Origin of the sequence: Propionispora vibrioides, assembly GCF_900110485.1 — a bacterium.
Taxonomy (GTDB): Bacteria; Bacillota; Negativicutes; order Propionisporales; family Propionisporaceae; genus Propionispora; species Propionispora vibrioides.
In genome coordinates, this window is record NZ_FODY01000001.1 from 214236 (window position 1) to 237389 (window position 23154).

The window sequence follows — 23154 nt, forward strand, 5'->3', positions numbered from 1 at the left end:
TTTCTATGGTTGTCATCAATCATTACAAGAGTGCCGTATAGCCTTAACTATCAGCACGTCCTATATATATGTCCGGCAGCTATTCAATATGACTTAAGAAACCACTAAATTTAATTCACAATGCGCGTCCTTACGAATCTCTTTTTCACCTGGCTGCGTCAGCAAATCCTTGAGCAACCCAACTATTCCTGCATTCTTATTTTCTTGCCAGATGAAAAAATCTCTCACCAAAGCGACAGGTTTATTACATCAACCGATTCTTAATAATGGCAGTTAATGCAAGTAACGGTGAATATTGGCGTAATCAATATTTGGATGCATGGCCTGATTAATTCCTCCGGCCACTACCGCAGAGATATCGGCAATCTGACGGTCCACTTCCTTCGGCGTAACCATAAGGTCGCCCAGGGAATTAGGCAATACCTGCTTTACGATGGTGTGACGGTCGGCCTCGGAAAGCCGCTCCATACTCTTTAAATATCTGGCAAAGGCCGCCTGTTCCTGCATGGCATTAATGGTATCCATGGCTATGGTGGAGGCATGAACAACGGTCGGCACACCAATGGCGATAACCGGCACCTGCAGGGACTCTTGGGTTAAGCCAAACCGCTTATTACCTACGCCTGAACCGGGATGAATACCCGTATTGGAAAGCTGCACCGTGGTAACCACCCGGTGGCTGGCAGCAGCGGCCAGCGCATCAATCGCAATAACCGCATCCGGTTTGATCCGGCTAACGATGCCGTGAACAATTTCCGCCGTTTCCATGCCGGTAACCCCCAATACGCCCGGCGCAATCGCACAGACGGAACGGACGCCGCCTTTCAGCTCAGGTGATAGCATATCCTGCAAATGCCGCGTGACAACAATCTTTTCTACCGCCCGTGGGCCCAGGGCATCCGGTGTAATTTGCCAGTTTCCCAAACCAACCACCAGCACTGTGGCGTTTTGCGACAACGGCAGCAACGCAGCAAGTTCTTTAGCCAGCATTTGCATAACCTTTTCCTGTAACAATGTGTTTTTATAACGCAATCCCTGCGCTTCCACCGTAACATATTCGCCTTCAACCTTGCCCATCATCTGAGCCGCCTGCGGCGTACTGATTGTCACACGGGTGATGACCACATCCTCGTCATTGGCTGTTTTCACCGTCAAACCGGGAATTTTCTCTTCCACTTCTTGCGTCAGCATTTCCTGCGCTTCCAAAGCCAAATCAGTCCGCAAATTCCGGTGTCCGTATTCCATCTATCAATCACTCCTAAGCTTTGTTTTCTCTCAACCAACAACAATTACCCCTATTATGATCTGGAACATATTTTCCTATACCGCAGAATTCTCACTTGCTTTTACTGATAATTCATGCTAAAATATTGGAGGTAAAATGGTCAAAGGAGGTGAAACACTTGCCAAATATTAAATCATCTGAACGTAGTGTAAAAACTGATGCCGAAAGACGCGCAAAAAACTTTGCAGCTAAATCCACTGTAAAAAGCGCTTTCCGCAAAGTAGCTGAAGCTGTACATACCGGCAAAGCGGATGAGGCGAAAGCCTTCCTGACCAATGCTAGCAGCACTATTGATAAAGCTGTTTCTAAAGGCGTTATCCATAAAAATGCAGCAGCCCGTAAAAAATCCCGCTTAGCCCGCAAAGTCAACGCTATGGCTCAATAAGTTATAAAAACCCTATCCATTCAAGATGGACAGGGTTTTTTTGTTTTTCTTTTTATACTATTTTCTTGAAAATGTGATAAGATCTTCGAGAATTTTTGGTTCACTCCAAGGACGGCAGTACAGCGGTAGGCAAAAAAGGCCGCAAAGATGTCATGGTTTTGATGGGATAGTAGTATTATGACATAGACGAATGACGATTTCTTCCAGAACAGCCTCATTGGCTTGACTTGATTTAAAATCAGTGTCGGCCTGGGCGAGTGATAACAGCGCCTGGCGTAATTGCGCGATGCCGAACTGCTGGCTTTGTTTTATCTTTTTCTCACAAATATAGTTGACTAGTCCGGTCCGGGTTCCTATTTCACGGGCCGGCAAACCGGTTGCAACCATTTCCTTGATTCGCCAGAGCAAACGTATCTCCCGGGCCAGCAGGCCAATCAACTTAGCCGGATGCTCACCGGAAGCTAGTTGTCTGCCCAGTAATGGCAGGGCCTTGGCAACCTGCTTTTGCCCGATTGCCTCCAGCAGGGCAAAAACTGACAGTTCCGGAACGGACGCCAGCACCGCTTCCAAATCCTGCAATGTAATTATCGTTCGGTTGCCGGTGTAAAGCGATAGCTTTTCCAGCTCCGCTTCCAAAAAAACCAAAGAAATCCGGGGCATACTCCCCACCATAGCTAACACGGCTTCCATCGCATTGGCAGCTATTTTTTTTTGTCTTTTGCCAAGCTGCGCCTGTACCCACTGGGAAATATTTTTGGTATCCCAGGATTTAAAGGAAATAGCTTCAAAAGCAATTCCGCATTTTTCAATCTGTTTAAACAGCTTCCTTCGCTTATCCACTTTCTCAATTGTCGTTAAGACAAGACAAGTATAGTCCGGCATATCGGCGAGCACCTTCAGCAATCGCCCACTGCTCTTATCGCTTTTCCCAGATTCGTCCACCTCAGCATTGTCCTGTTTTGCCGCCCGGAAAAAAGCCGTATTATGGATGACAATAACCTGCTTTCCGCCCAGGAACGGTACTGTTTCCAAGAGACCAATTAACTCCTCGGGTTTAGGATCGCCATCCAGCACGGTCAAATTGCAGTCCCGTTCATCAGGCGTCAGCAATTGATCAATAATGGCATGCTCCAGTTGCTGGATAATATAATGCTCCTCACCGTATAACAGATATACAGGGCTTACCTCCCCCTGTCTGATCCGCTCTTCCAGTTGGCTATAGTTCATAGTTGTCCTCGACTCCTTATTCATCATAAAGGTAGGGATTAACCGTCATCGTTTGTCCATCAGTAACAACCCGTACGGCACCGGACCGGTCGGTACGATATACCCTGGTCTTGCCGGCAGCCAGCCGTGCCAGCGTTTCCGCATGGGGATGGCCGAAAGAATTGTGATAACCGACGGATATTACGGCAACCTGCGGCGCCACAGCCTGCAAAAAGGCAGCCGTAGATGACGTGCGTGAGCCATGATGCCCCACTTTCAGCAAATTACTTTTAATCGGCAGTTTCTCAGCCAGTATTTCCGCTTCGCCGGGAGCTTCCAAATCACCGGTAAACAGTATGCTCTGGTCACCGAACGCCACCCGTATGACCGTGGACGTTTCATTCCCCTCACTGGCGCTCCGGCTGCCCGCCGGAGCATACACTACCGTAAAGGTCACTCCGTCCAGTTCAATCTGTTGCCCTTGATATTGCGGGATCACTGCTTGCCTGTTTCTATGATATAACACAGCCTTTTCTGCCTGTGTATACTCCGCCTCCCGGGCCATTAATACACACTTGACCGGAATATGATTCAATATGGCAGCCGCTCCGCCGGCATGATCCTGATGTCCGTGAGTCAAAAAAAGATAGTCCAGTTCCGTTATCCCGTAATGTCTCAGGTAAGGATAAACAACCTGCTCGCCCAGGTCGAAAGAAGTACTGCCCATGGACCCGCCCGTATCCACCATCACCGCCCGGCCATGAGGTGTCGTAATCACAGCAGCATCGCCTTGACCAACATCAATAAAATGAATAATCACCGGTCTGGGGTAAACCAGACAAGCAGCCCAAACCAGTGCTGCCACAATGCTGAAGACCTGAACCCGGCCCGGCCATCGCCGCCATATCTCTAATGGTAACATAACCGGTTGGGGAAAGTAACCATATAGCCAAAATAAAAGCAGATAGTAGACGACACAAACAGCCCCATCCAGGGGAGGAAAATAGATGCTAGCGGCGGGAAGTGCCGCCAGCCAGGCTGTAGCCTGAAGCACCGCACCCAGGCAAAGGCTGCAGCCTGCAAACACGAGTCCGGCAAGCGCCGGAGCCCAGCTCACAAGCAACACACCAACTAGCCCCGCTATAACAATCCCCTCCACCATTGGCACAACAATAAAATTAGCGGTAAAGGAACTAAGGGAGTAATTGCTGAAATACCAGGCCGTCAAGGGCAGCGCTGCCAATTGAACGGCAAAAGTCGCGGCAACAACCTGTGCTAGCCGTTTCGGCAAACGTTGCAGCAAATGCACTGTCTTGGCATAAAACAAAATAAGCCCGGCTGTGCAAGCAAAAGAAAGCTGAAAACTGATATCATAGATCAGTTCCGGCTGCAAGGCCAGCATAAGCAGCAGGGACAGTCCAAAAGCGGCGGCTACATCTTTTTCCCGTTGCCAGACGACAGCCGCCAGGCCGGTCAGTCCCATAATCAGTGAACGCAGCACCGGCGCAGTCAACCCGGCGATAACAGCATACCCGGTAACCGCGATGGCCGTTATGACGGCGATTAAACCCGGTCGGAGTTTAAACCGTCTTCCCAGCCAGAGCATCGCCACACCAACCAACGCGACATGAGTTCCTGACACCGATAGAATATGAATCAGTCCGGTTGTCTGAAAATCGGTGATAACCTCCCGGCTGATTCCCCGATAGCCACCGAAGATCATACCGGACAGAATAGCCGCCTCCGGCGCAGGCATAACCTTTTCCATAGCAACAACAACCTGACGGCGCCAGTTATCCCGCCAGGCTTGCCAGGAAATGCCCCCTCCGGACAACTCAATAAGTCTTAAGGGACCGGCCGGCAGCAACCGCGCCCTGATCCCCTCCCGTTGCAAGGCGGCCACGGTGTTGATCGCGCCGGGATTATTATACCCATGAAGCTCGACAATCGTCCCCGCAGCACTAATTCTGTCACCACAGTCAATCGCCGCGGGTACTTTGTTCGCTGAGACGCTCAGACTGACCTTGCCGGTTACCGGTATCGCACTTTTTTTTTCGTTATCCGGTTTTGTCAGTCCCCAGGCTTCCACTATATATCTGAACTTAGTTTCTTCCCCGTTCGCCGTAAGCTCCTGCTTTTCAACAACCTGACCGCTAAGAATTACATCCTGACCGGCAAACAGGCTGACATCACTGGAGGGAATACTGACTGCCTGCAGATAGCGGATAGCACCGGCGAAAAAAAAGAGCGCCACCAGAGCAAAAACCAACCAGCCCGCCTCATCGCGCCGCCGGGCAAAACAAAACACAGCTCCCGCCGCAATCAGCCCCAGGCAATAAAGCAGCGGCAAATAAACCGCGCATAAACCGGCCCACCAAATACCGACTGCAAAGGCCGCGGCCACCACCACTAGAAGATTGCTTACTATCACAGACATCGGCATACACCAATTAAATGGTTATTTTATCGGCCAGCCGGTTAAATTTGGCTTCACCGATACCCGGGACATTCTTTAAGTCGGCAATGTCCTTAAACATTCCCGCAGTTTCCCGGTACTCCACAATCCGCTCCGCCATGGCGGGACCAATTCCGGGAAGTTTATCCAGTTCTTCCTTGCCGGCGCTGTTAATATTTACTTTTTCCTGCCCATCGCTGCTATGGGTTACCGTTCCGCCACCACCGGCCACTGCCGCACTGTTTTTATCCGGCACATGGATATGCATTCCGTCCCTGATTTTTTCCGCCAGGTTAATTTTGATCTGATCAGCGGCTGACGTCAATCCACCAGCCACCTGCACCACATCCACCACCCGGCTGTTAACCGGTATGTGGAATACCCCCGGCCGATTAACCGCACCGCTGATGTAAACAACACAGTCCTCCGCCGTTTTAGCCGTATTGACCTTGGTCGGATTTACCGCATCGGCGCTTTTCCGCTGTTCCTCCGACTGGACGGAAATCCGCTCGCTAACCGCCTGCTTTTGCCAGAAACTGTAGAAACTGGCTGTTAACAAAATGGCGGCAACAAGCATAATTACGATAATCCGTTCTCTGGTGAACATCCATCCGTTCCCCTCCGCAAAAGAATATCTGGTTCACCGAATTCGCCAAATATATCCAAAATCCTCCAAATGCACCAAAAAAAGCAGCCGTCCTACCAGCAGGTAGAACGGCTGTACTTTTTTATCCGATGGCTAAGCCCCTGAATAATACCGACTAAGCTTCCCTGTTGGGAAAAATCCCTTCTGGAAACGAGTCTCCATTTATTTCACTACAATATTGACCAGCTTTTGCGGTACGCATATTACTTTTACAACTTGCTTGCCTGCAATCAATTCCTGAACTTTCTGCTGTTCCATGGCTTTATCCTGCAATGCTTTATTGTCAAGACCTACGGGAACGACAATTTTATCTCTTACTTTCCCGTTAACCTGTAAAACAATTTCCACTTCATCCAGCTTAACCGCTTCCGGATCAAAGGCAGGCCAGCTTTCCTTGTGAACGCTGCCGGCCTCGCTGCCCGCAATGGCATGCCATAATTCTTCCGTAATGTGCGGCGCGAAAGGAGCCAGCAAACGAACCAGGGCGGCGACCAGTTCCCGGGCAAAAGCCGGCTGGACGGCAACATTCTGATCTTTCAATACATACATGGCATTGACCAGTTCCATTATGGCACTGATAGCAGTATTGAAAGTGAAACGTTCACCCACATCCTCCGTTACCTTTTTAATGGTTAAATGCAAAATCCGTCTTACATGCTGCTCTTCCTTGGACAAGGACGCAGCAGCCACTTCTGCTACCTCTGCGGTAAGGAAGGAATGATAGTAATGGATAATGCGCCAGAACCGGCCGAGGAAGCGATAGGCTCCTTCCACCCCCTGCTCGCTCCACTCCAGATCGCGTTCCGGCGGAGCCGCAAACAAGATGAACAGGCGGGCCGTATCGGCGCCGTACTTGCTGATAATTTCCTCCGGCGAAACCACATTGCCTTTGGATTTAGACATCTTGGCACCGTCTTTGATAACCATACCCTGGGTCAGTAAATTTTTAAACGGTTCATCGAAGTTGGTAAGTCCGGCATCTTTCAGTACTTTGGTAAAGAAGCGCGAGTAAAGTAAGTGCAAAATGGCATGTTCAATGCCGCCGATATACTGATCAACAGGCATCCAGTAATTCACCTTCGACGGGTCAAAAGGCGTCATAGTATTGCGCGGATCGGTATAACGCATATAATACCAGGAAGAACAAATAAAGGTATCCATCGTATCGGTTTCACGTCTGGCCTCACCGCCACATACCGGGCAGGAACAATGTACAAAGGACTCAGTGGTAGCCAGCGGCGACACCGATCCTGTATCAAACCGGACCTCGTCAGGCAGCATGACAGGCAAATCCTTCTCCGGCACCGGCACGGTGCCGCACTGCGGGCAATAAATAATCGGAATCGGCGCTCCCCAATATCTTTGCCGGGAAATCAGCCAGTCACGCAAACGGTAGTTCACCCGTTTTTTCCCTAGGCCATGCACTTCCAGCCATTTGGCGATTTCCGTCTTGCCCTGCTCATTATCCAGCCCGGTAAACTGTCCGGAATTAACCATAGTACCGGTACCGTCGTAAGCACCTGTCATAGTTTCAATAGTTAACTCCTGGCCCTGCGGCTGGATAACCAGCTGTTTTGCCAAATTATATTTGGTAGCAAACTGCCAATCCCGTTCATCATGGGCTGGTACTCCCATGACCGCACCGGTACCATATTCGACCAATACATAATTGGCAATCCAGATCGGCACTTGAGCGCCATTGAACGGATTAACGGCATAAACACCGGTAAACATCCCTTCTTTTTCCATCTCACTGGAAGTACGGCTGATTTCACTTAGATTGCGCACCCGTTTGATAAAGTCACGAATAGCTGTTTCATTCGGTTTGCCGGTGATAAATTTATCTACCAGGGGATGTTCCGCCGCCAACACCAGATAGGATACACCGAAAACCGTATCCTGCCGGGTTGTATAGACGGCAATTTTCTCCTCATATTCAGGGACAGGGAAACTGAATTCAGCCCCTTCGCTGCGGCCGATCCAGTTATCCTGCATCGTTTTGACCCGCTCCGGCCAGCCTTTAAGATCCTTCAAATCCTCCAGCAGCCGTTCGGCGTAATCGGTTATCTTAAGGAACCACTGTTCCAGCTCTTTCTTGACCACAACGGCATCGCAACGCCAGCAATGTCCGTCAATGACCTGTTCGTTAGCCAATACGGTATTGCAGTCGTTACACCAGTTAACCGTTGCCTTTTTCTTATACGCCAGGCCACGCTTGTAAAACAACAGGAATAGCCACTGGGTCCAGCGATAATATTCCGGGTGGCAGGTGGCCACCTCACGGTTCCAGTCATAGGAAAGCCCCAGTTCCTGCTGTTGGCGCCGCATGTTGGCAATATTGTTCCAAGTCCACTTGGAAGGCTGTACGCCATGCTTGATCGCCGCATTTTCCGCCGGCATGCCAAAGGCATCCCATCCCATGGGATGGAGCACATTATAGCCTTGCATCACTTTAAACCGGGCCACCACATCGCCAATAGAGTAATTGCGCACATGTCCCATATGTAAATTTCCCGAAGGATACGGAAACATTTCCAAAACATAATATTCCGGCCGCTGACGGTTGATTTCCGTACTGAATGCATTCGTTGCCAGCCATTCTTTTTGCCACTTTGCTTCGATTTCAGACGGAAGATATTTTTCGTCCATTACTTAATAACCTCCCTAATGTATAAAACAATCCTTTCGGTGCCCAAGAACCAAAAACGTCCCTGGCTATAAAAGCCAGGGACGAGACATTCCCGCGATACCACCCTGATTGACGGCGAATTGCCGTCCTCTCCTAGATCGCTAACGCCGATCCTGCGTCAGCCATTACATTTCACGGCTGCTCCTCTGCAGCGAGTTCGGCGCCTTCCCGGTTTGGCTTGCATCGTCCGCCAACTTTCTGTACCGGTCATCTCACCTACTACTCTGCATCCACGGATTATCAGATTACATTATATAGTAGTTCTTATATAAAGTCAAATTTTAGAACTTGTATTTAGTCATAGAAATGCTGGAGCGGCGAGCGATTTTTTCGCCAGACAAGGCAATTTTAGTGGACATAATGAGGTTATGACAAGGAAACTTAACGAAGTATAGCGAAAAAACCGCTGCCCATACAGTGTTTTCTAATAGTTGACTACAAATTCTTAATTTACCTCCAAAATTAGTCTTCTCTATATACTCATATTTAGCGATGACAGTTCATAAATTTAACCATCCAGCTATGGTTAAGGAGGCTTATCATGTATAAACTGATCATCGGCAATGTAAGAATCACCGTCCATGATGATGATATTACCCGGCAGGCAGCTGCCGACGCCGCCAAACAGGCCATTCATACTTCCGGCCAGCAGGGAAAATTGCTGAGCCTGATCGAATTGCGGACCACCGCTGACGGCATTGACGTACAAACGACGGAAAAAACCGGCAACCGGCTTGCCCGTAAAACTATCAAACAAAGCATGCTGGACGGCATATTGAATGCAGCCAGGGAAAAACTGATTCCCACAGCAGCTTTTACCAGTAAAGATGTCTGGTTCGACAGCGACACAGGGCAGGAATGGCGAGGCGCCGAAGTTGATTCCACCCGCGGCGAGCTGTTGCTACAATTGGAAAAATGGTCTCAGGAATTATAATTGTTATCCTTGATGCCATGTAAATAGATTTGCACAGCCTGCAGCAGGTAATTCTTATCATGCTCATTATCAACCGTCAAAAACTCCCGGGCTATCGGTTTAGCAATAAAGTAGAAATTCATAATTCCCACCAATGACAGTACGGCATAACCTGGATTCAGCGCCGCATTAAACTGGCGGGACGCCACTCCTTCGGCAAAGGCTTGATATAAAAAGGGGTAAATTTGTCCAATATAGCGCTTTACGACACTGTCCAGACCGGTTGTGGGGTTTGTCAGTTCACTGTGTAAAAAGCGGATCAGAAAAGGCCTGCTTTTGTGTATATCATACACGCCCTTGGCGTAGTACACAATCCGCTCTTCCGGGCTCATCGTTGTTTGAGCAGCCTGTTGCAGCAGACCGGTAATCGGCCGGAACTGATTTTCCAAGACCGCCAGGTACAAGCCTTCCTTACTGCCGAAATGATAGGATATGAGCGCACTGTTTACCTGGGCGGCATCAGCCAGCTCCCGGATGGATACGGCAGCATAACCCCTTTGGGCAAACAAGGAAGTGGCAGACTCAATCAGTTTGGCTTGCGTATCTTTTTCTGTCATGATGTTCTCCTGAAATGCTATTCTTACTCGAATGATTAAAGAATAGCATTTCTTTTTTCTTTTGTCTATGCGATTCCCTCTACCGTCCGGCTTCTCCTGAACAGCATAAATTGGCAAATAATTGCACATTACAGATAAATCACCTATAATGAATACAGATTTTGTTGTACAGGTCACGTCTGTACCGCCCCTGTCTGCATTAACAAGGAGGATTCTATGCATCAGTATTTGTTTTTTATCGGCGATTTTCCCATCCGGGCCTATGGTCTGATCCTGAGTCTTAGCATCATATTGGCAACCGGTACAGCTTACTATTTTGCCAAGCAGGACGGACGTTGGCATCAGCACGTTCCTGATATGGGAATTTATTGCGGCATCGCCGGCATTATCGGCGCTCGCTTATGGGATGTGTTTTTCTTTGACTGGGGGTACTATCACAATCATTTGCTGGAAATTCCATTCGTCTGGCAGGGAGGCATGGCTATCCAAGGCGGCGTTTTTCTTGGTGCCATAGTCGGGTACCTTTATACCAAGCGTCATCAGATTGACACCTGGGCTTTTGCCGACATCGTCGCCGCTCCGGCCATTATCCTCGGTCAGGCGCTGGGCCGGGCCGCCAATCTGTTGAACGGCGATGCCTTCGGACATCCTACAGGCGGCAACTTCGGCATTCTCTATCCCTCTACCACACTGGCTCATCAGGTATATGGCACACAGCCCTTATGGCCGGCCGAAATATGGGAAAGTCAGTTGGATATCGTTATCTTTGTGCTGCTGCTGCTTTTCCGTACGACCAATCACGCCAAGGGTCAGGTATTCATCCTGTATGCGGTGCTTTATTCCACGGCCCGTTTTTTCCTGGAATATTTGCGTGGTGATTACGGCACCTTACTATTGGGGTTAAAATCGGCACAGCTTACCAGTTTAGCAGTGATTCTAGCCGGAATCTGCCTATTTATTTGGGTGGGCAAATACGGCACACCGATTCAGGAGTCAAAAAAAACAAACAAAAGATAATCCTCTGCGGTAAAGAAACGGGCAGCCTGCTCAATATAGCGGGCTACCCTTTTTCTTTGCCATTATTCTTATCTTGATTCTGTCGCTTAGCAAGCCGCTCCCGGACAACCGCTTCATAGCCCTGATCACCGGGCCGGTAATAAACAGTGCCTGCCAACGCATCGGGCAAATACTGCTGTTCAACATAATGCCCTGGATAATCGTGCGGATACCGGTACTCTTTCCCGTGGCCAAAAGCTTTAGCTCCTTTATAGCTGCTGTCGCGCAAATGCAGCGGCACAGTGCCGCAATCCCTTTGTTTTACATCCTGCAGAGCATCGTTGATGCCCAGATACGCCGCGTTGCTCTTAGGCGCCGCCGCAATGTAGGTGACAGCCTGTGCCAAAGGAATCCGCGCCTCCGGCAGGCCAATAAACTGCACGGCCTGCGCCGCCGCCATCGCCAGACTGAGCGCCTGAGGATCGGCATTTCCGACGTCTTCTGCAGCACAGATCACAATTCTGCGGGCAATAAATTTTACATCTTCACCAGCCGCCAGCATCCGGGCCAGATAATGCAGCGCCGCATCAGGATCGGAACCGCGCATGCTTTTAATCAACGCCGAAGCTACATCATAATGGTTATCGCCATTTTTATCGTATATTTGTATTTTTTCACCGGCCACAGCATGTACAAAGTCCACAGTCAGCCGTTTTTCTTGCGACACTTCCAATAAACCGACGGCTTGCTCCAATATATTCAGAGCCACCCGGGCATCACCGCCGGAAATATCGGCTATCGTCGCCAGGGCCAGCTCATCATATTCGATTGCCAGCTGGCCCAGTCCCCGCTCTGCATCAGCCGTTGCCTGCCTGATAATCCGCAGGACGGCTTCTTTATTAAGAGGCTGTAACCGTACCACCCGCATGCGGGATAAGAGCGGGGAATTCACTTCAAAATAGGGATTCTCGGTTGTCGCACCGATCAAAATAACCCGTCCATCCTCCACAAAAGGCAGCAACACATCTTGCTGGCCCTTATTAAACCGATGGATTTCGTCAATAAACAGTAACGTGCGCTGCCTGTGCAAAATAAGGCGCTCCTTAGCCCCTTCCGTTACTTTACGGACATCGGCAATCCCCGCCGCCACGGCATTTAACTGTTCGTAATGGCTGCCTGTCTGATTGGCAATGACATTGGCCAGTGTTGTTTTTCCCGTACCTGGCGGACCGAATAAAATCATCGAAGGAATATTATCGGATTCGATCATTTTTCGTAGAAAACTCCCCTGGCCGACCACCTTATCCTGTCCGACAAACTCCTCCAGGCTCCGAGGCCGCATACGCGCGGCCAACGGTTCATTCTTCCTCCCTGTTTCCTGCTGCAGGCTGTATGAAAACAAATCCATTTCCGGTTGTACTCCTTTCTCCCCTTGCTCCCGGCAATACCACCGTATCCCACGCTGTTTTTCCGGCCAGCCCCGGGATAGGCGAGAGCATCTCTCATATAAGTTAACATTCTCTCCAAATCGTTATTTATCCTGTCAAATAGAAAAAACCTAAGCCTCTTGCCGACGCTTAGGTTGCTTTTTCTTGCCTTCTTCCCCACCATGCCGTATATCGCCGCTGTTTTGAACCTGCCCTAAGCAGGTGGGCACCCTCCTGCTTACTTTATGTGTCCTCGCGAAAGGCATGCATGCGATAAACAGAGTCAGGTTCCCTTATTTACGGTGTTGGCTCAAAACATTGGCACCCACGTACATAGCAGGGTGAGAAAGGCAATGTTTATGCTTTTATATTATCAAAAAATTTCGCCAATTGCAAGTTTTCCGTCGTGGAACATTATTCCAGGCGGTTTATCCGGCAGCCAAGCGGTGCTAAGATTACCGTCCTCTGCAAGCGGGCGTTATACCCTCATAGGCACAGTCGAGCAACTAACTTCCCGGGTACTTCCGACTAAGCTTCAGGGGGTGTCAAAATCCCTCCTGAAACAAGTCTCATTTATTTGCTGACCGGTTTCTTAAGTACAATATCCGTCTTAATCGACAGTTCCTTAAGCTGCGCCGGCGATACCTCCGAAGGCGCCTGGGTCATTACGTCGGTGGCGCTTTGCGTTTTGGGGAAGGCAATGACATCGCGAATCGAAGAACGCTTGGCCATCAACATGATCATCCGGTCCAAACCAAAGGCGATACCGCCATGAGGAGGCGTACCATATTCAAAGGCTTCCAGCAGGTAACCGAATTTTTCCATAGCTTCTTCTTTGCTCAGTCCGATTGCTTTAAACACCTTTTCTTGTAAATCGCGGTTGTATATCCGGATACTGCCGCCGCCAATTTCGGTGCCGTTCAAGATCATATCATAGGCTTTTGCTTTCATCTGCCCCGGATTGGTGTCGATCAGAGCAGCATCCTCATCGCGGGGAGCGGTAAACGGGTGATGCATAGCAGTCCAGCGTTTTTCTTCCTCATCATACTCAAACATGGGGAAATCGACAACCCACAGGAACGCCAACGCATCGGGGTCAATCAAATTAAGCCGCCGCGCCATTTCCAGACGCAGTTGGCCCAAAGCGGCTGCTACTACTGCCGGCTTATCGGCAATAATCAGAAGCAAATCACCTTCCTGAGCGTTGGTGGCAGACAATATCTGCTGGACTTTCTCTTCACTAAAGAACTTGGTGATCGGCGATTTAATTCCTTCCGCCGTGTAACAAATCCAAGCCAGCCCTTTGGCACCATAGATATTCACATATTCAACCAGACCGTCCAATTCACGTCTGGGTATTTGGGAATAACCTTTAACATTGATTGCCTTTACCTGACCGCCGTTAGCCAGGACAGTCTCAAACACTTTGAAGTCCGAACCGCGTACCGCGTCAGAAATATCCATCAGTTCCATGCCAAACCGGAGATCCGGTTTATCGGAACCATACCGGGCCATCGCATCTTCATAGCTCAACCGCAAAAAGGGTGTCGGGATGTCCATATTCATGGTTTCCTTGAACAAATAGGCAATCATGTTTTCCATCATGACCAGAATTTCCTCGCGGTCCAGGAAGGACATTTCAATATCCAGCTGGGTAAATTCAGGCTGACGGTCAGCCCGCAAATCTTCGTCACGGAAGCAGCGGACAATCTGGAAATACCGCTCCATACCGGCCACCATCAAAATTTGTTTGAAAATCTGCGGAGATTGCGGCAAGGCAAAAAACTTTCCAGGATTCACCCGGCTGGGCACCAAATAGTCGCGGGCACCTTCCGGCGAGCTTTTCATCAGCATCGGTGTTTCAATTTCCACAAAACCATTATGATCGAAAAAGTCGCGCATGGCTTTGGTGACATGATGACGGAGCATCAAGTTACGTTGCATTTCCGGACGGCGCAAGTCCAAATACCGGTACTTGAGGCGCAATAACTCATCAACATCCACATTGTCCTGAATATAGAAGGGAGGTGTCTTAGCGGCATTTAAAATCCGCAGTTCCTCTCCATATATCTCGATTTCACCGGTAGCCACGTTGACGTTAACTGTTTCCGCCGACCGCAAGCCCACTTTCCCCTTTACACAAAGTACGTATTCGCTGCGCACCGTTTCCGCCTTTTTGAAAATATCGGCATATACATCCGAAGAGAATACAATTTGCACAATACCGGAACGGTCTCTTAAATCAATGAAAATTAAACCGCCATGGTCACGCCGGCGGGCAACCCAGCCACACAATACAACCGTTTCGCCATTCATCGCCTTATTCAAATCATTACAGGAATGAGTCCTTTTCAGTCCTACCATCGTATCCATTTCACTATTCCTCCGTCTCTCTTTGAATCTTGCCTGTAACGTCAGCCACAGCAACCAATTCCTGCTCGCCGCTGTGCATGTTCTTTAACATTACCTTGCCATCAGCCATTTCTGCTTCGCCAACAATCGCAACATATCGGGCCGGATACTTATTAGCATGTTTCAGTTGTGCCTTGATGCTTCTGTCCATATAGTCCATATCGGCCCGGAGACCGGTCTGCCGCAAGTCGCACAACAGGCGAAAGGCATAACTTTGCATGTCTTTGCCCATGGGGGCTACAAAAACATCGATATCGCCGGTTGTATCGGGTAATAGTTTTTGCTTTTCCAAAGCCAGCATAACCCGTTCCAGGCCAATAGCCAGGCCAATGCCCGGCGTCGGCTGTCCGCCGCACTCGGCAACCAGACCGTCATAACGGCCACCGCCACATACGGCGCTCTGTGCTCCCAGCGGCGCATACTGAATCTCAAAGGCGGTTTTTGTATAATAGTCAAGACCCCGCACCAGTCTCGGATTTAATTGATAATCAATACCGGCTGCGGTAAGCAGCACTTTTAGCTGAGAAAAATGTTCCCGGCATTCATCGCATAAGCAATCAATCACTTCCGGCGCACCGGCCGACAGGTTAGTGCAAGTCTCCTTCTTACAATCCAGTATTCGCATCGGATTACGGTCAAACCGCGACTGACAGTCGGAACACAATTCCGGCAATTTATCCGCTAAAAAGTCCTGCAGTCTTTTACGATAGACAGGACGGCATTCCGGACAACCTACCGAGTTAATATACAGTTTTAAATCATTGAGACCCAGCCGTTGAAAGAAGGTTACGGCCAGGATGATAATTTCCGCATCCACCGCCGGTCCCTTGGCCCCCAACGCCTCTATGCCAAACTGATGAAACTGGCGGTAACGACCTGCCTGCGGCCGGTCATACCTAAACATGGGCCCCATATAAAACAACTTAGCCGGCAAAGGCCCGGCATACAGCTTGTTTTCCAGAAAAGAACGGACTGTCGCTGCCGTATTCTCGGGACGTAAGGTCAGGCTCCGTCCCCCCCGGTCAGTAAAGGTGTACATTTCCTTTTCCACGATATCCGTAGTTTCACCAATCCCGCGAAGAAAAAGTTCCGTATGCTCAAAAACCGGCGTACGGATTTCCTGATACGCAAAAGAACGGCATACATCACGCGCTGTTTTTTCGATATATTGCCAATACCCGCTGGAATCCGGTAATATATCCTTTGTTCCGCGCGGACCTGTTGTCAACATGTAAAAAATTCCTCCTCGTTATTCAAACAACCCTGCAATAACCGCATTTCGCTCCGCAAGGTAGGTTGTAAGATTTTTCATATATGTATGGACATCCTTGGGATGATAGCAATTTTTAATTTGGCCGGTAAGGGGCTGCACCGCTTTGGTCGTTGCCGCCGGGCCAACGCCAAGGATTGTCTGGTTTTCCTCCATAATCTGGACATTATAGATACATTCTGTTCCCGCTTTTGCATAGCCAACATTTTCTAAATTACCGGACATATATTTCTGCCGGTACAGATAGTAAGGATGCATGTTTAATTCAGCCATGGCTTGTCTGGCAATGGCCAACATGTTTTCTGTCGTTTGGCGTCCCGGCAGTAACTCACTGCATTCCTCCAGCGACATCTTAAGCCTGGACCCCTTTTTCAAAGCTAAAGTGTGTACCGTTACATTATCCGGGTGTAACGCCGCAATACGGGTAACGGTATCTTGCATATCCGCTTCCGTTTCCCCCGGCAAACCGGCGATAATATCCATATTAATATAAAATTGCTCCATACTGCTCAATTTTTGGAACATACTTATTATATCCTCAACAGTATGCTTTCGTCCAATGAGTTTTAAAGTTTTTTCCTGCATAGTCTGAGGATTCAGGCTTACCCGATTGACGTTATACTGTTTCAGTAGCTCCAACTTGATCTGATTCAAGCTGTCCGGCCGGCCGGCTTCCACGGTATATTCCGCAGGAACGGTTTCTCCCAGAAAGAATTTAACCATTTCCAGTAGTTGCCGGAACTGTTCATTAAGCAGGCTGGTTGGCGTTCCCCCGCCAATATATACTGTTTGAAGCTCCAGTCCGTATTGGTCGATTAATTGTCTGGCAGCGCGTAAATCCATTGCCAGAGCCGTCAAAAAACTCCCTACCGCGGCTTCTGCGGGGAGTGCAAAGCCTGGGAACGAACAATACAGGCAGCGGGACGGACAATAAGGAATGCCGATATACACACTGATTTGCCTGGCGTTATGACGAAACTGAGGCAGTCGGTTCTGACGGCCGACCACCTCAACAATCAACTCAGCCTTATCTCTGTCCAGAGCATAATCGCCAATCAGCTTATCAATCACCGTTTCCGGTGTCAAACCGGGCTCCAGTAATTTCCGGACCATTTTACCAGGCCGTACCCCGGACAAAATGCCCCAGGGTCCGCCTTTCTCACCTGTAATCCGCCGCATAAGCAAAAGCAAATTCAGGCGTACCAGCCGGCGGGCCGTCTTAGCGGCTTCCACCGGCAAGGAAGCCGCCTGATGAGCTTGTTCAAAAGAGATCACTGCCGCGGACTCCCGTACAAAAACCGCTGTGCTGACCCGGACTGCGTCAGCTTCTATTGCCGCATAATTGTCGATATAGAAGCTGTCTTCCGCTAGCTGTTGCCATGAACTCCGGCCTAGCGGCGGCCCAGCGGCACCTATTTGAAACAGATTCATAATGGCCCGGATATCCTGTAAAAACAGCTCCTGATTTTCTCCGCTGAAATACGTACTAGGTCTCACTTTTCTTTTGGCACTCCTGACAATAGCCGTAAAACTTAAGCTGGTGATCCACCACCGCAAAATTGCTTTTCCGGGCTACCGCACTTTCCAGTGCATCCAGCAAATCATCCTCAAACTCCCTCACCTTACCGCAGGACAGGCAGATTAAATGATGATGATGGTGGCTGGTGCTGTCTTCGTTAATCTCATAGCGGCTACGGCCATCACCAAAGTCCATCTTTTGCAAAACCGATAAATCACTCAGCAATTCCAACGTCCGGTATACGGTAGCCAAGCCGATTTCCGAGGACTGATCCCGTAAAATGTTATGCACATCCTCCGCGCTTAAGTGTTCTCCCTGATGATCGAGAAAAGCCTGCAGCACAATTTGACGCTGTGAAGTCAATTTATACTGCCTTTCCCGGAACATCTCCTTTAATTGGGCCATAGTAATACTCATTTTTCATTTCACCTATCTTTCTCTATGCCATAAATGTCTAACAAGTACTCTCAAGAGCGCCGCTACCGGCACTGCCAGGATCATTCCCGCAATGCCAAATAATTTTCCGCCCACCAGCAGACTGATAATAATGATAACAGGATGAAGTGCAATCGAATGTCCCATAATCTTGGGTACAACCACATGATTTTCAAGCTGATGGATCATCAGGTAAAAAACAATCACCTTAAGCGCCAGTGCCGGCGCCGTTGCGTAAGCCAGTAAAATGGCCGGCAAAGCGCCAACAATCGGACCGACAATCGGAATGGTTTCCGTAAGCATCGCCAGCAGCCCCAGCACCATGGGATACTGGACACCCATAAGGTACATGCCGGCAAACACCATGAGACCGATCACAATACTCACCAGAATCTGACCGCGAATGTATTGACTTACCACCTCCGCCATTTCGTCGATAATGACGTTCGCTTTATGCCTGGTCTCACCGGGAAATACCGCCAGGATATCCCCTTTTAAAAACCGCCAGTCCTTAAGAAAATAATAGGTCAACACAGGTACAACGACTAGTTCAACCGCTCCCGACGCAACGGAAAAAGCCGTATTCAGCATCCGTTTCGCCAGATCAATCGTGTATGCTGTGGCCCCATTCAAGACTTGATCGATAATATTGTGAATATTATCTGGTATTTCCACATTATGTGTATTTCTTTCAAACTCTATCGAAATCATCTTTAACTTAAAGATCAGCGCAGGCAAATCAGCCAGGAATTTATAAAACTCAATAATAAAAGGTGTAAACAAAAAGACCGCAATGACCGTCACCAGTATGGCTGCACAAATAAATGATAAAAGAGTTGCCACGCCCCGGGGCAAATGCCGGTGAAAAGGCCAGATGGGAACAGCTACGAAAAAATCCACCACGGGATTTAAAATAAAAGATATCACCATGGCCAGCAGAATAGGTAAATAAATAGCGCTCACTTCATTTACCAAATAGATAATAACGGCCGCAGCCACCAGTTTTAAATAGCCTGTTTGCGTCTTGGTCAACATAGGTCTCACATACGGATGAAGGAATTCATCCGGCGCTCCCATCCAATGGTGGTAGCCGGTCCATGCCCCGGCAGCACCTTTATATCATCCGGCAGCACCATCAATTTTTCCCGTATCCCGGCAATCAGCAGTTCGCTGGACCCGCCGGGGAAATCGGTCCGACCGACCGATTCGGCAAACAGGGTATCGCCACTGAGCAAAAACTTGTCTCCCAACAGACAGATTCCACCAGGCGTATGTCCGGGAGTATGGAGCACCCTGAGCGTTCCTTCCCCGACAGCAACTAAATCCTCTTCCTGCAGGAGCCGGTCCGCCGCCTGACAGATTACCGGCGCGCCGATATAAACAGACAGATTGCGTTGCGGACTTGTCAGCATGGCTGCATCGTCGGCATGAATATAAACAGGCGCCTGGGTGGCCTCCCTGATTTTATCGTTCGCCGTGATATGGTCGGCGTGTCCGTGGGTATTCACAATGGCCGTTACCTGGAGTTTTTGCTCCTGCACTGTTTGCAATATTTCCGCCGCGTTGGCACCGGGATCCACCACAATGGCCTGCCGTGTTTTCTCACAATAGACAATATAACAATTGGTCCCCAATGCCCCTACTTCGATGGCTATCACTTCCATGTAATCCCTCCTAAAAGGTTCTCTTACTATCCAACAGCAGCGTTACCGGTCCATGATTAGCCAAAGTGACAATCATTTCCGCCTGAAACTGCCCAGTGCCAACCCTCACTCCCAATGAAGAACAAACTTTTACAAACGCTTCGTACAACTCATTGGCCTCACTAGGCGGTGCCGCCATTGAAAAACTGGGCCTGCGGCCTTTGCGGCAGTCTCCCAGCAAAGTAAACTGCGAAACGACCAGTAATTCTCCCGTGATATCAAGCAGGGACAAATTCATTTTCCCCTCCGAATCAGGAAAAATGCGCAGGTTTACAATTTTTTCCGATAAATACTGAACATCCTGCAAGGTATCCCCCTGTTCAACTCCCAGCAAAACAGTCAGGCCCCGTTCAATCCGGGAAACAATCTGCCCGTTCACCGCAACGCTTGCCTTATCGGTTAATTGGACTACAGCCCTCATGCCGTACCTCCTACACTAAGCGTCGCCCGATGCACACTGTATACATCTTTCACCCGACGGATTTTGGTCATAATATGCTCCAGTTGATTTAAATTGCTGATATCCAGTGTTAAAGTGATCACCGAGGTTTTATTCTTTTGCGGCCTTGCATTGACCGAGCTGACATTGGTCTTGCTTTCGGCGATCACCATGAGAATATCGGACAACATGCCAGCCCGGTCAACGCACTGTACCTCAATGGCCACCTTATAGACGCTGTCGGTATTGATGTCCCAGCTAACCTCAATCATCCGGGCGTACTCCTCGGGATGTCTTAAAATGTTCGTGCAGTCGGCCCGGTGAATGGATACGCCACGGCCTCGCGTAATATAGCCAAAGATCGGATCACCGGGGACAGGATTGCAGCAGCGCGCCAACCGCACCATTAGACCGCCTTCCCCTTCGACCAAAATGCCATGGCTGGATTTTTTCTTCGTATTGTGTTTCGGCTTCAAATCGGCCAACAGTTTCGACACATCGGGTGGCGCCGCTTCCCGCAATTCCTTTTTATAGATTTCAATAAATTTAGCCATGACGGCATGGGACGTAGTACCGCCAAAGCCCAATGCCGCAAACAAATCATCAGAATTTCCCGCTATATTCAGCTTCTTGGTAATTTCATTCAACCGGTCGCCTTTACTGACCTCTTTCCAGTCATAACCGAGTTTTTTGCATTCCTTCTCAATCAGTTCCCGGCCTTTGCTGATATTTTCTTCCCGTTTTTCCTTCTTAAACCATTGTCTTATCTTGTTTCGTGTATCGGAAGAGCCAACGATATTGAGCCAATCCCGGCTGGGACCGCTGCTTTGCTTGCTGGTAAGAATTTCGACAATATCGCCGTTTACCAACGTATACTCCAGTGGCACAATCCGGCCGTTCACTCTGGCGCCTACACAGCGATGTCCCACATCGGTGTGGATCCGGTAGGCAAAATCAATCGGTACCGATCCGGCCGGCAAATCGATGACATCACCTTTGGGCGAAAAAACAAACACCTCGTCGGCAAAAACATCCAGCTTCAACGTCTCCATGAATTCTCTGGGATCCCGTAAATCCTGCTGCCACTCCAGTAACTGACGCAACCAGGACAGCGTTTCATCAAAATCTTTGCTGGTCCCTTTACTGCCCTCTTTGTACTTCCAGTGAGCGGCAATGCCGCACTCGGAAATCCGGTGCATCTCCTGTGTCCTGATCTGGATCTCCAGGGGATGCCCTTCTGTCCCGATCACGGTCGTGTGCAGCGACTGATACATATTGGATTTGGGCATAGCAATATAGTCTTTAAACCGCAGCGGCAACGGCTTCCAAAGGGTATGCACGACACCTAACGCACCATAACAATCCTTTACGGTATCCACGATGATGCGGATGGCCGACAGGTCATAGATTTCACTCAGATCCTTATTTCCTTTAACCATCTTTCGGTAGATACTGTAAAAATGCTTAGGGCGCCCCTGAATGTCGGCCTTGATCTCCACTGCCTTCAGCCGTTCCGTCAATATGTCAATGGCGGAATTGATCAGCAACTCCCGCTCTTTGCGTTTTTGTTTTACCTTCTCAACGAGCTCATAATATTTATCAGGCTCCAGATAGCGAAAAGCCAAATCCTCCAGTTCCCATTTAATATTCGACATCCCCAGCCGATGAGCCAGTGGTGCAAATATCTCGATTGTCTCCTGGGCGATTTTTCGCTGTTTGGGTTCCGGCATATATTTCAAGGTACGCATATTATGCAATCGGTCGGCCAGCTTAATCATAACCACCCGTATATCCTTCGCCATCGCCAGAAACAGCTTTCGCTGATTTTCCAGTTGTTGCTCCTCTTTGGATTTATACTCAATCCGGCTAAGCTTGGTAACACCGTCTACCAGCATGGCGATTTCCTTGCCAAATTTCTTTTCCAGTTCCTCCAGAGAAAATTCCGTATCTTCCACGACATCATGCAGGAGTGATGCGCTGATGGTTACAGCATCAATTTGAAGATCAGCCAGGATCTTCGCGACACCCAGCGGATGGAGAATATACTCCTCGCCGGATATGCGCTTTTGCCCTTCGTGGGCATTATAGGCAAGGCGGTACGCCTCCTCAACGAGATGAATCGGAGCGTCCGGCTGGTAAGACTGTATCTGGCTGATAACATCTTCTATGGTTATATTGGTTTGTGTAGACATACGCATACCCCGCTATAAAACATATGATAATGAATTGAATTCTTACTTCAATAACTGACTAAAGAAACTACATTATATCCGGCCAATCTTTCTCGGCCCTGCAAATAGGACAGTTCAATCATAAAGGTTATGCCAGCCACCTCACCGCCCAGTTCCTCAATGAGAGCAATCGTGGCCAATGTCGTTCCGCCAGTGGCCAGCAAGTCATCGACAATTAATACCCTTTGTCCCGGCAAAATAGCATCCTTATGCACTTCCAGTGCATCATGACCGTACTCCAGCGAATACTGATGGCGGATTGTTTCAGCCGGCAGCTTGCCGGGTTTGCGCACAGGAATAAAACCTGCTCCCAGCGCATAGGCCACTGGTGCACCGACCGCAAAGCCACGTGCCTCCGGGCCGACCACCAAATCGATTTGCTGGTCTTTAAACGAACCGGCCAATTGATTAATGGCAGCTTGAAAAGCCTCGCCATCTTTCAGCAGCGTCGTGATATCCTTAAAGCGAATACCCGGCTCGGGGAAATCCATAACCACTCTAATTTTTTCTTTAAAATTCATCTGTA

General features: G+C 49.1%; 19 protein-coding genes, 1 other RNA gene and 1 other annotated feature. Of the genes, 3 read left to right on the forward strand and 17 right to left on the reverse strand.

What is annotated here, in order from left to right:
* Positions 1-273 precede the first annotated feature (273 nt).
* Positions 274-1245, reverse strand: coding sequence for a GPR endopeptidase (gene gpr, locus BMW43_RS01145; protein WP_091743550.1), 972 nt, complete (start codon positions 1243-1245; stop codon positions 274-276).
* Positions 1246-1403: 158 nt separating this feature from the next.
* On the opposite strand from gpr, the gene rpsT reads away from it, so the two are divergent.
* On the forward strand, positions 1404-1670 hold the full coding sequence (gene rpsT, locus BMW43_RS01150; RefSeq protein ID WP_091743551.1) for a 30S ribosomal protein S20: 267 nt from the start codon (positions 1404-1406) through the stop codon (positions 1668-1670).
* 150 nt (positions 1671-1820) lie between these two features.
* On the opposite strand, the gene holA is transcribed toward rpsT, so the two are convergent.
* The 4 genes from holA to leuS all read right to left on the reverse strand — a co-directional run bounded on the left by holA (position 1821) and on the right by leuS (position 8626).
* Positions 1821-2897 (reverse strand): DNA polymerase III subunit delta, encoded by a 1077-nt coding sequence (gene holA, locus BMW43_RS01155; protein WP_091743552.1) that lies wholly within the window; start codon positions 2895-2897, stop codon positions 1821-1823.
* A 16-nt stretch (positions 2898-2913) separates the two neighbouring features.
* Complete coding sequence (locus BMW43_RS01160) at positions 2914-5313, reverse strand: DNA internalization-related competence protein ComEC/Rec2 (RefSeq protein WP_177173421.1); 2400 nt, start codon at positions 5311-5313, stop codon at positions 2914-2916.
* Positions 5314-5326: 13 nt separating this feature from the next.
* Positions 5327-5938, reverse strand: coding sequence for a helix-hairpin-helix domain-containing protein (locus BMW43_RS01165; RefSeq protein WP_091743554.1), 612 nt, complete (start codon positions 5936-5938; stop codon positions 5327-5329).
* Between the two features lie 201 nt (positions 5939-6139).
* A complete protein-coding gene (gene leuS, locus BMW43_RS01170) occupies positions 6140-8626 on the reverse strand; it encodes a leucine--tRNA ligase (RefSeq protein WP_091743555.1) in 2487 nt (828 codons plus the stop codon).
* A 74-nt stretch (positions 8627-8700) separates the two neighbouring features.
* Positions 8701-8908 (reverse strand) — a binding site (T-box leader).
* A gap of 299 nt (positions 8909-9207) precedes the next feature.
* Between leuS and BMW43_RS01175 the strand changes: the two genes are divergently transcribed.
* Positions 9208-9600: a hypothetical protein gene (locus BMW43_RS01175; RefSeq protein ID WP_091743556.1), complete on the forward strand. Its 393-nt coding sequence runs from the start codon at positions 9208-9210 to the stop codon at positions 9598-9600.
* Here the strand turns inward: BMW43_RS01175 and BMW43_RS01180 are convergent.
* Positions 9588-10196, reverse strand: a complete 609-nt coding sequence (locus BMW43_RS01180; RefSeq protein ID WP_091743557.1) for a TetR/AcrR family transcriptional regulator — start codon at positions 10194-10196, stop codon at positions 9588-9590. The two genes, BMW43_RS01175 and BMW43_RS01180, sit on opposite strands and share 13 nt — an antisense overlap.
* A 216-nt stretch (positions 10197-10412) precedes the next feature.
* Between BMW43_RS01180 and lgt the strand changes: the two genes are divergently transcribed.
* Positions 10413-11213: a prolipoprotein diacylglyceryl transferase gene (gene lgt / locus BMW43_RS01185; protein ID WP_091743558.1), complete on the forward strand. Its 801-nt coding sequence runs from the start codon at positions 10413-10415 to the stop codon at positions 11211-11213.
* A 43-nt stretch (positions 11214-11256) separates the two neighbouring features.
* Here the strand turns inward: lgt and BMW43_RS01190 are convergent, their stop codons facing one another.
* The 11 genes from BMW43_RS01190 to BMW43_RS01240 form a co-directional block, all read right to left on the reverse strand.
* Complete coding sequence (locus tag BMW43_RS01190) at positions 11257-12600, reverse strand: replication-associated recombination protein A (protein WP_091743559.1); 1344 nt, start codon at positions 12598-12600, stop codon at positions 11257-11259.
* A 189-nt stretch (positions 12601-12789) separates the two neighbouring features.
* Positions 12790-12965, reverse strand: a non-coding RNA gene (gene ssrS, locus BMW43_RS01195) — 6S RNA.
* Positions 12966-13192: 227 nt separating this feature from the next.
* The gene (gene aspS, locus BMW43_RS01200) at positions 13193-14992 is read right to left on the reverse strand and encodes an aspartate--tRNA ligase (protein ID WP_091743560.1); all 1800 of its coding nucleotides are present in this window, start codon (positions 14990-14992) and stop codon (positions 13193-13195) included.
* 4 nt (positions 14993-14996) lie between these two features.
* Positions 14997-16262 (reverse strand): histidine--tRNA ligase, encoded by a 1266-nt coding sequence (gene hisS, locus BMW43_RS01205; RefSeq protein ID WP_091743561.1) that lies wholly within the window; start codon positions 16260-16262, stop codon positions 14997-14999.
* Positions 16263-16280: 18 nt separating this feature from the next.
* A complete protein-coding gene (hemZ, locus tag BMW43_RS01210) occupies positions 16281-17798 on the reverse strand; it encodes a coproporphyrinogen dehydrogenase HemZ (RefSeq protein ID WP_245732172.1) in 1518 nt (505 codons plus the stop codon).
* Positions 17788-18237, reverse strand: coding sequence for a Fur family transcriptional regulator (locus BMW43_RS01215; protein ID WP_091743562.1), 450 nt, complete (start codon positions 18235-18237; stop codon positions 17788-17790). The genes hemZ and BMW43_RS01215 overlap by 11 nt, the downstream gene beginning before the upstream one ends.
* 12 nt (positions 18238-18249) lie before the next feature.
* Positions 18250-19290, reverse strand: coding sequence for an AI-2E family transporter (locus BMW43_RS01220; RefSeq protein WP_091743563.1), 1041 nt, complete (start codon positions 19288-19290; stop codon positions 18250-18252).
* Positions 19291-19295: 5 nt separating this feature from the next.
* Entirely contained in the window at positions 19296-19919 is a 624-nt protein-coding gene (locus BMW43_RS01225) for an MBL fold metallo-hydrolase (protein ID WP_091743564.1), read from the reverse strand.
* Positions 19920-19929: 10 nt separating this feature from the next.
* Positions 19930-20379, reverse strand: coding sequence for a D-aminoacyl-tRNA deacylase (gene dtd / locus BMW43_RS01230; protein ID WP_091743565.1), 450 nt, complete (start codon positions 20377-20379; stop codon positions 19930-19932).
* Entirely contained in the window at positions 20376-22589 is a 2214-nt protein-coding gene (locus BMW43_RS01235) for a RelA/SpoT family protein (RefSeq protein WP_091743566.1), read from the reverse strand. The genes dtd and BMW43_RS01235 overlap by 4 nt, the downstream gene beginning before the upstream one ends.
* A gap of 47 nt (positions 22590-22636) precedes the next feature.
* Entirely contained in the window at positions 22637-23149 is a 513-nt protein-coding gene (locus BMW43_RS01240) for an adenine phosphoribosyltransferase (RefSeq protein WP_091743567.1), read from the reverse strand.
* Positions 23150-23154: the final 5 nt, after the last annotated feature.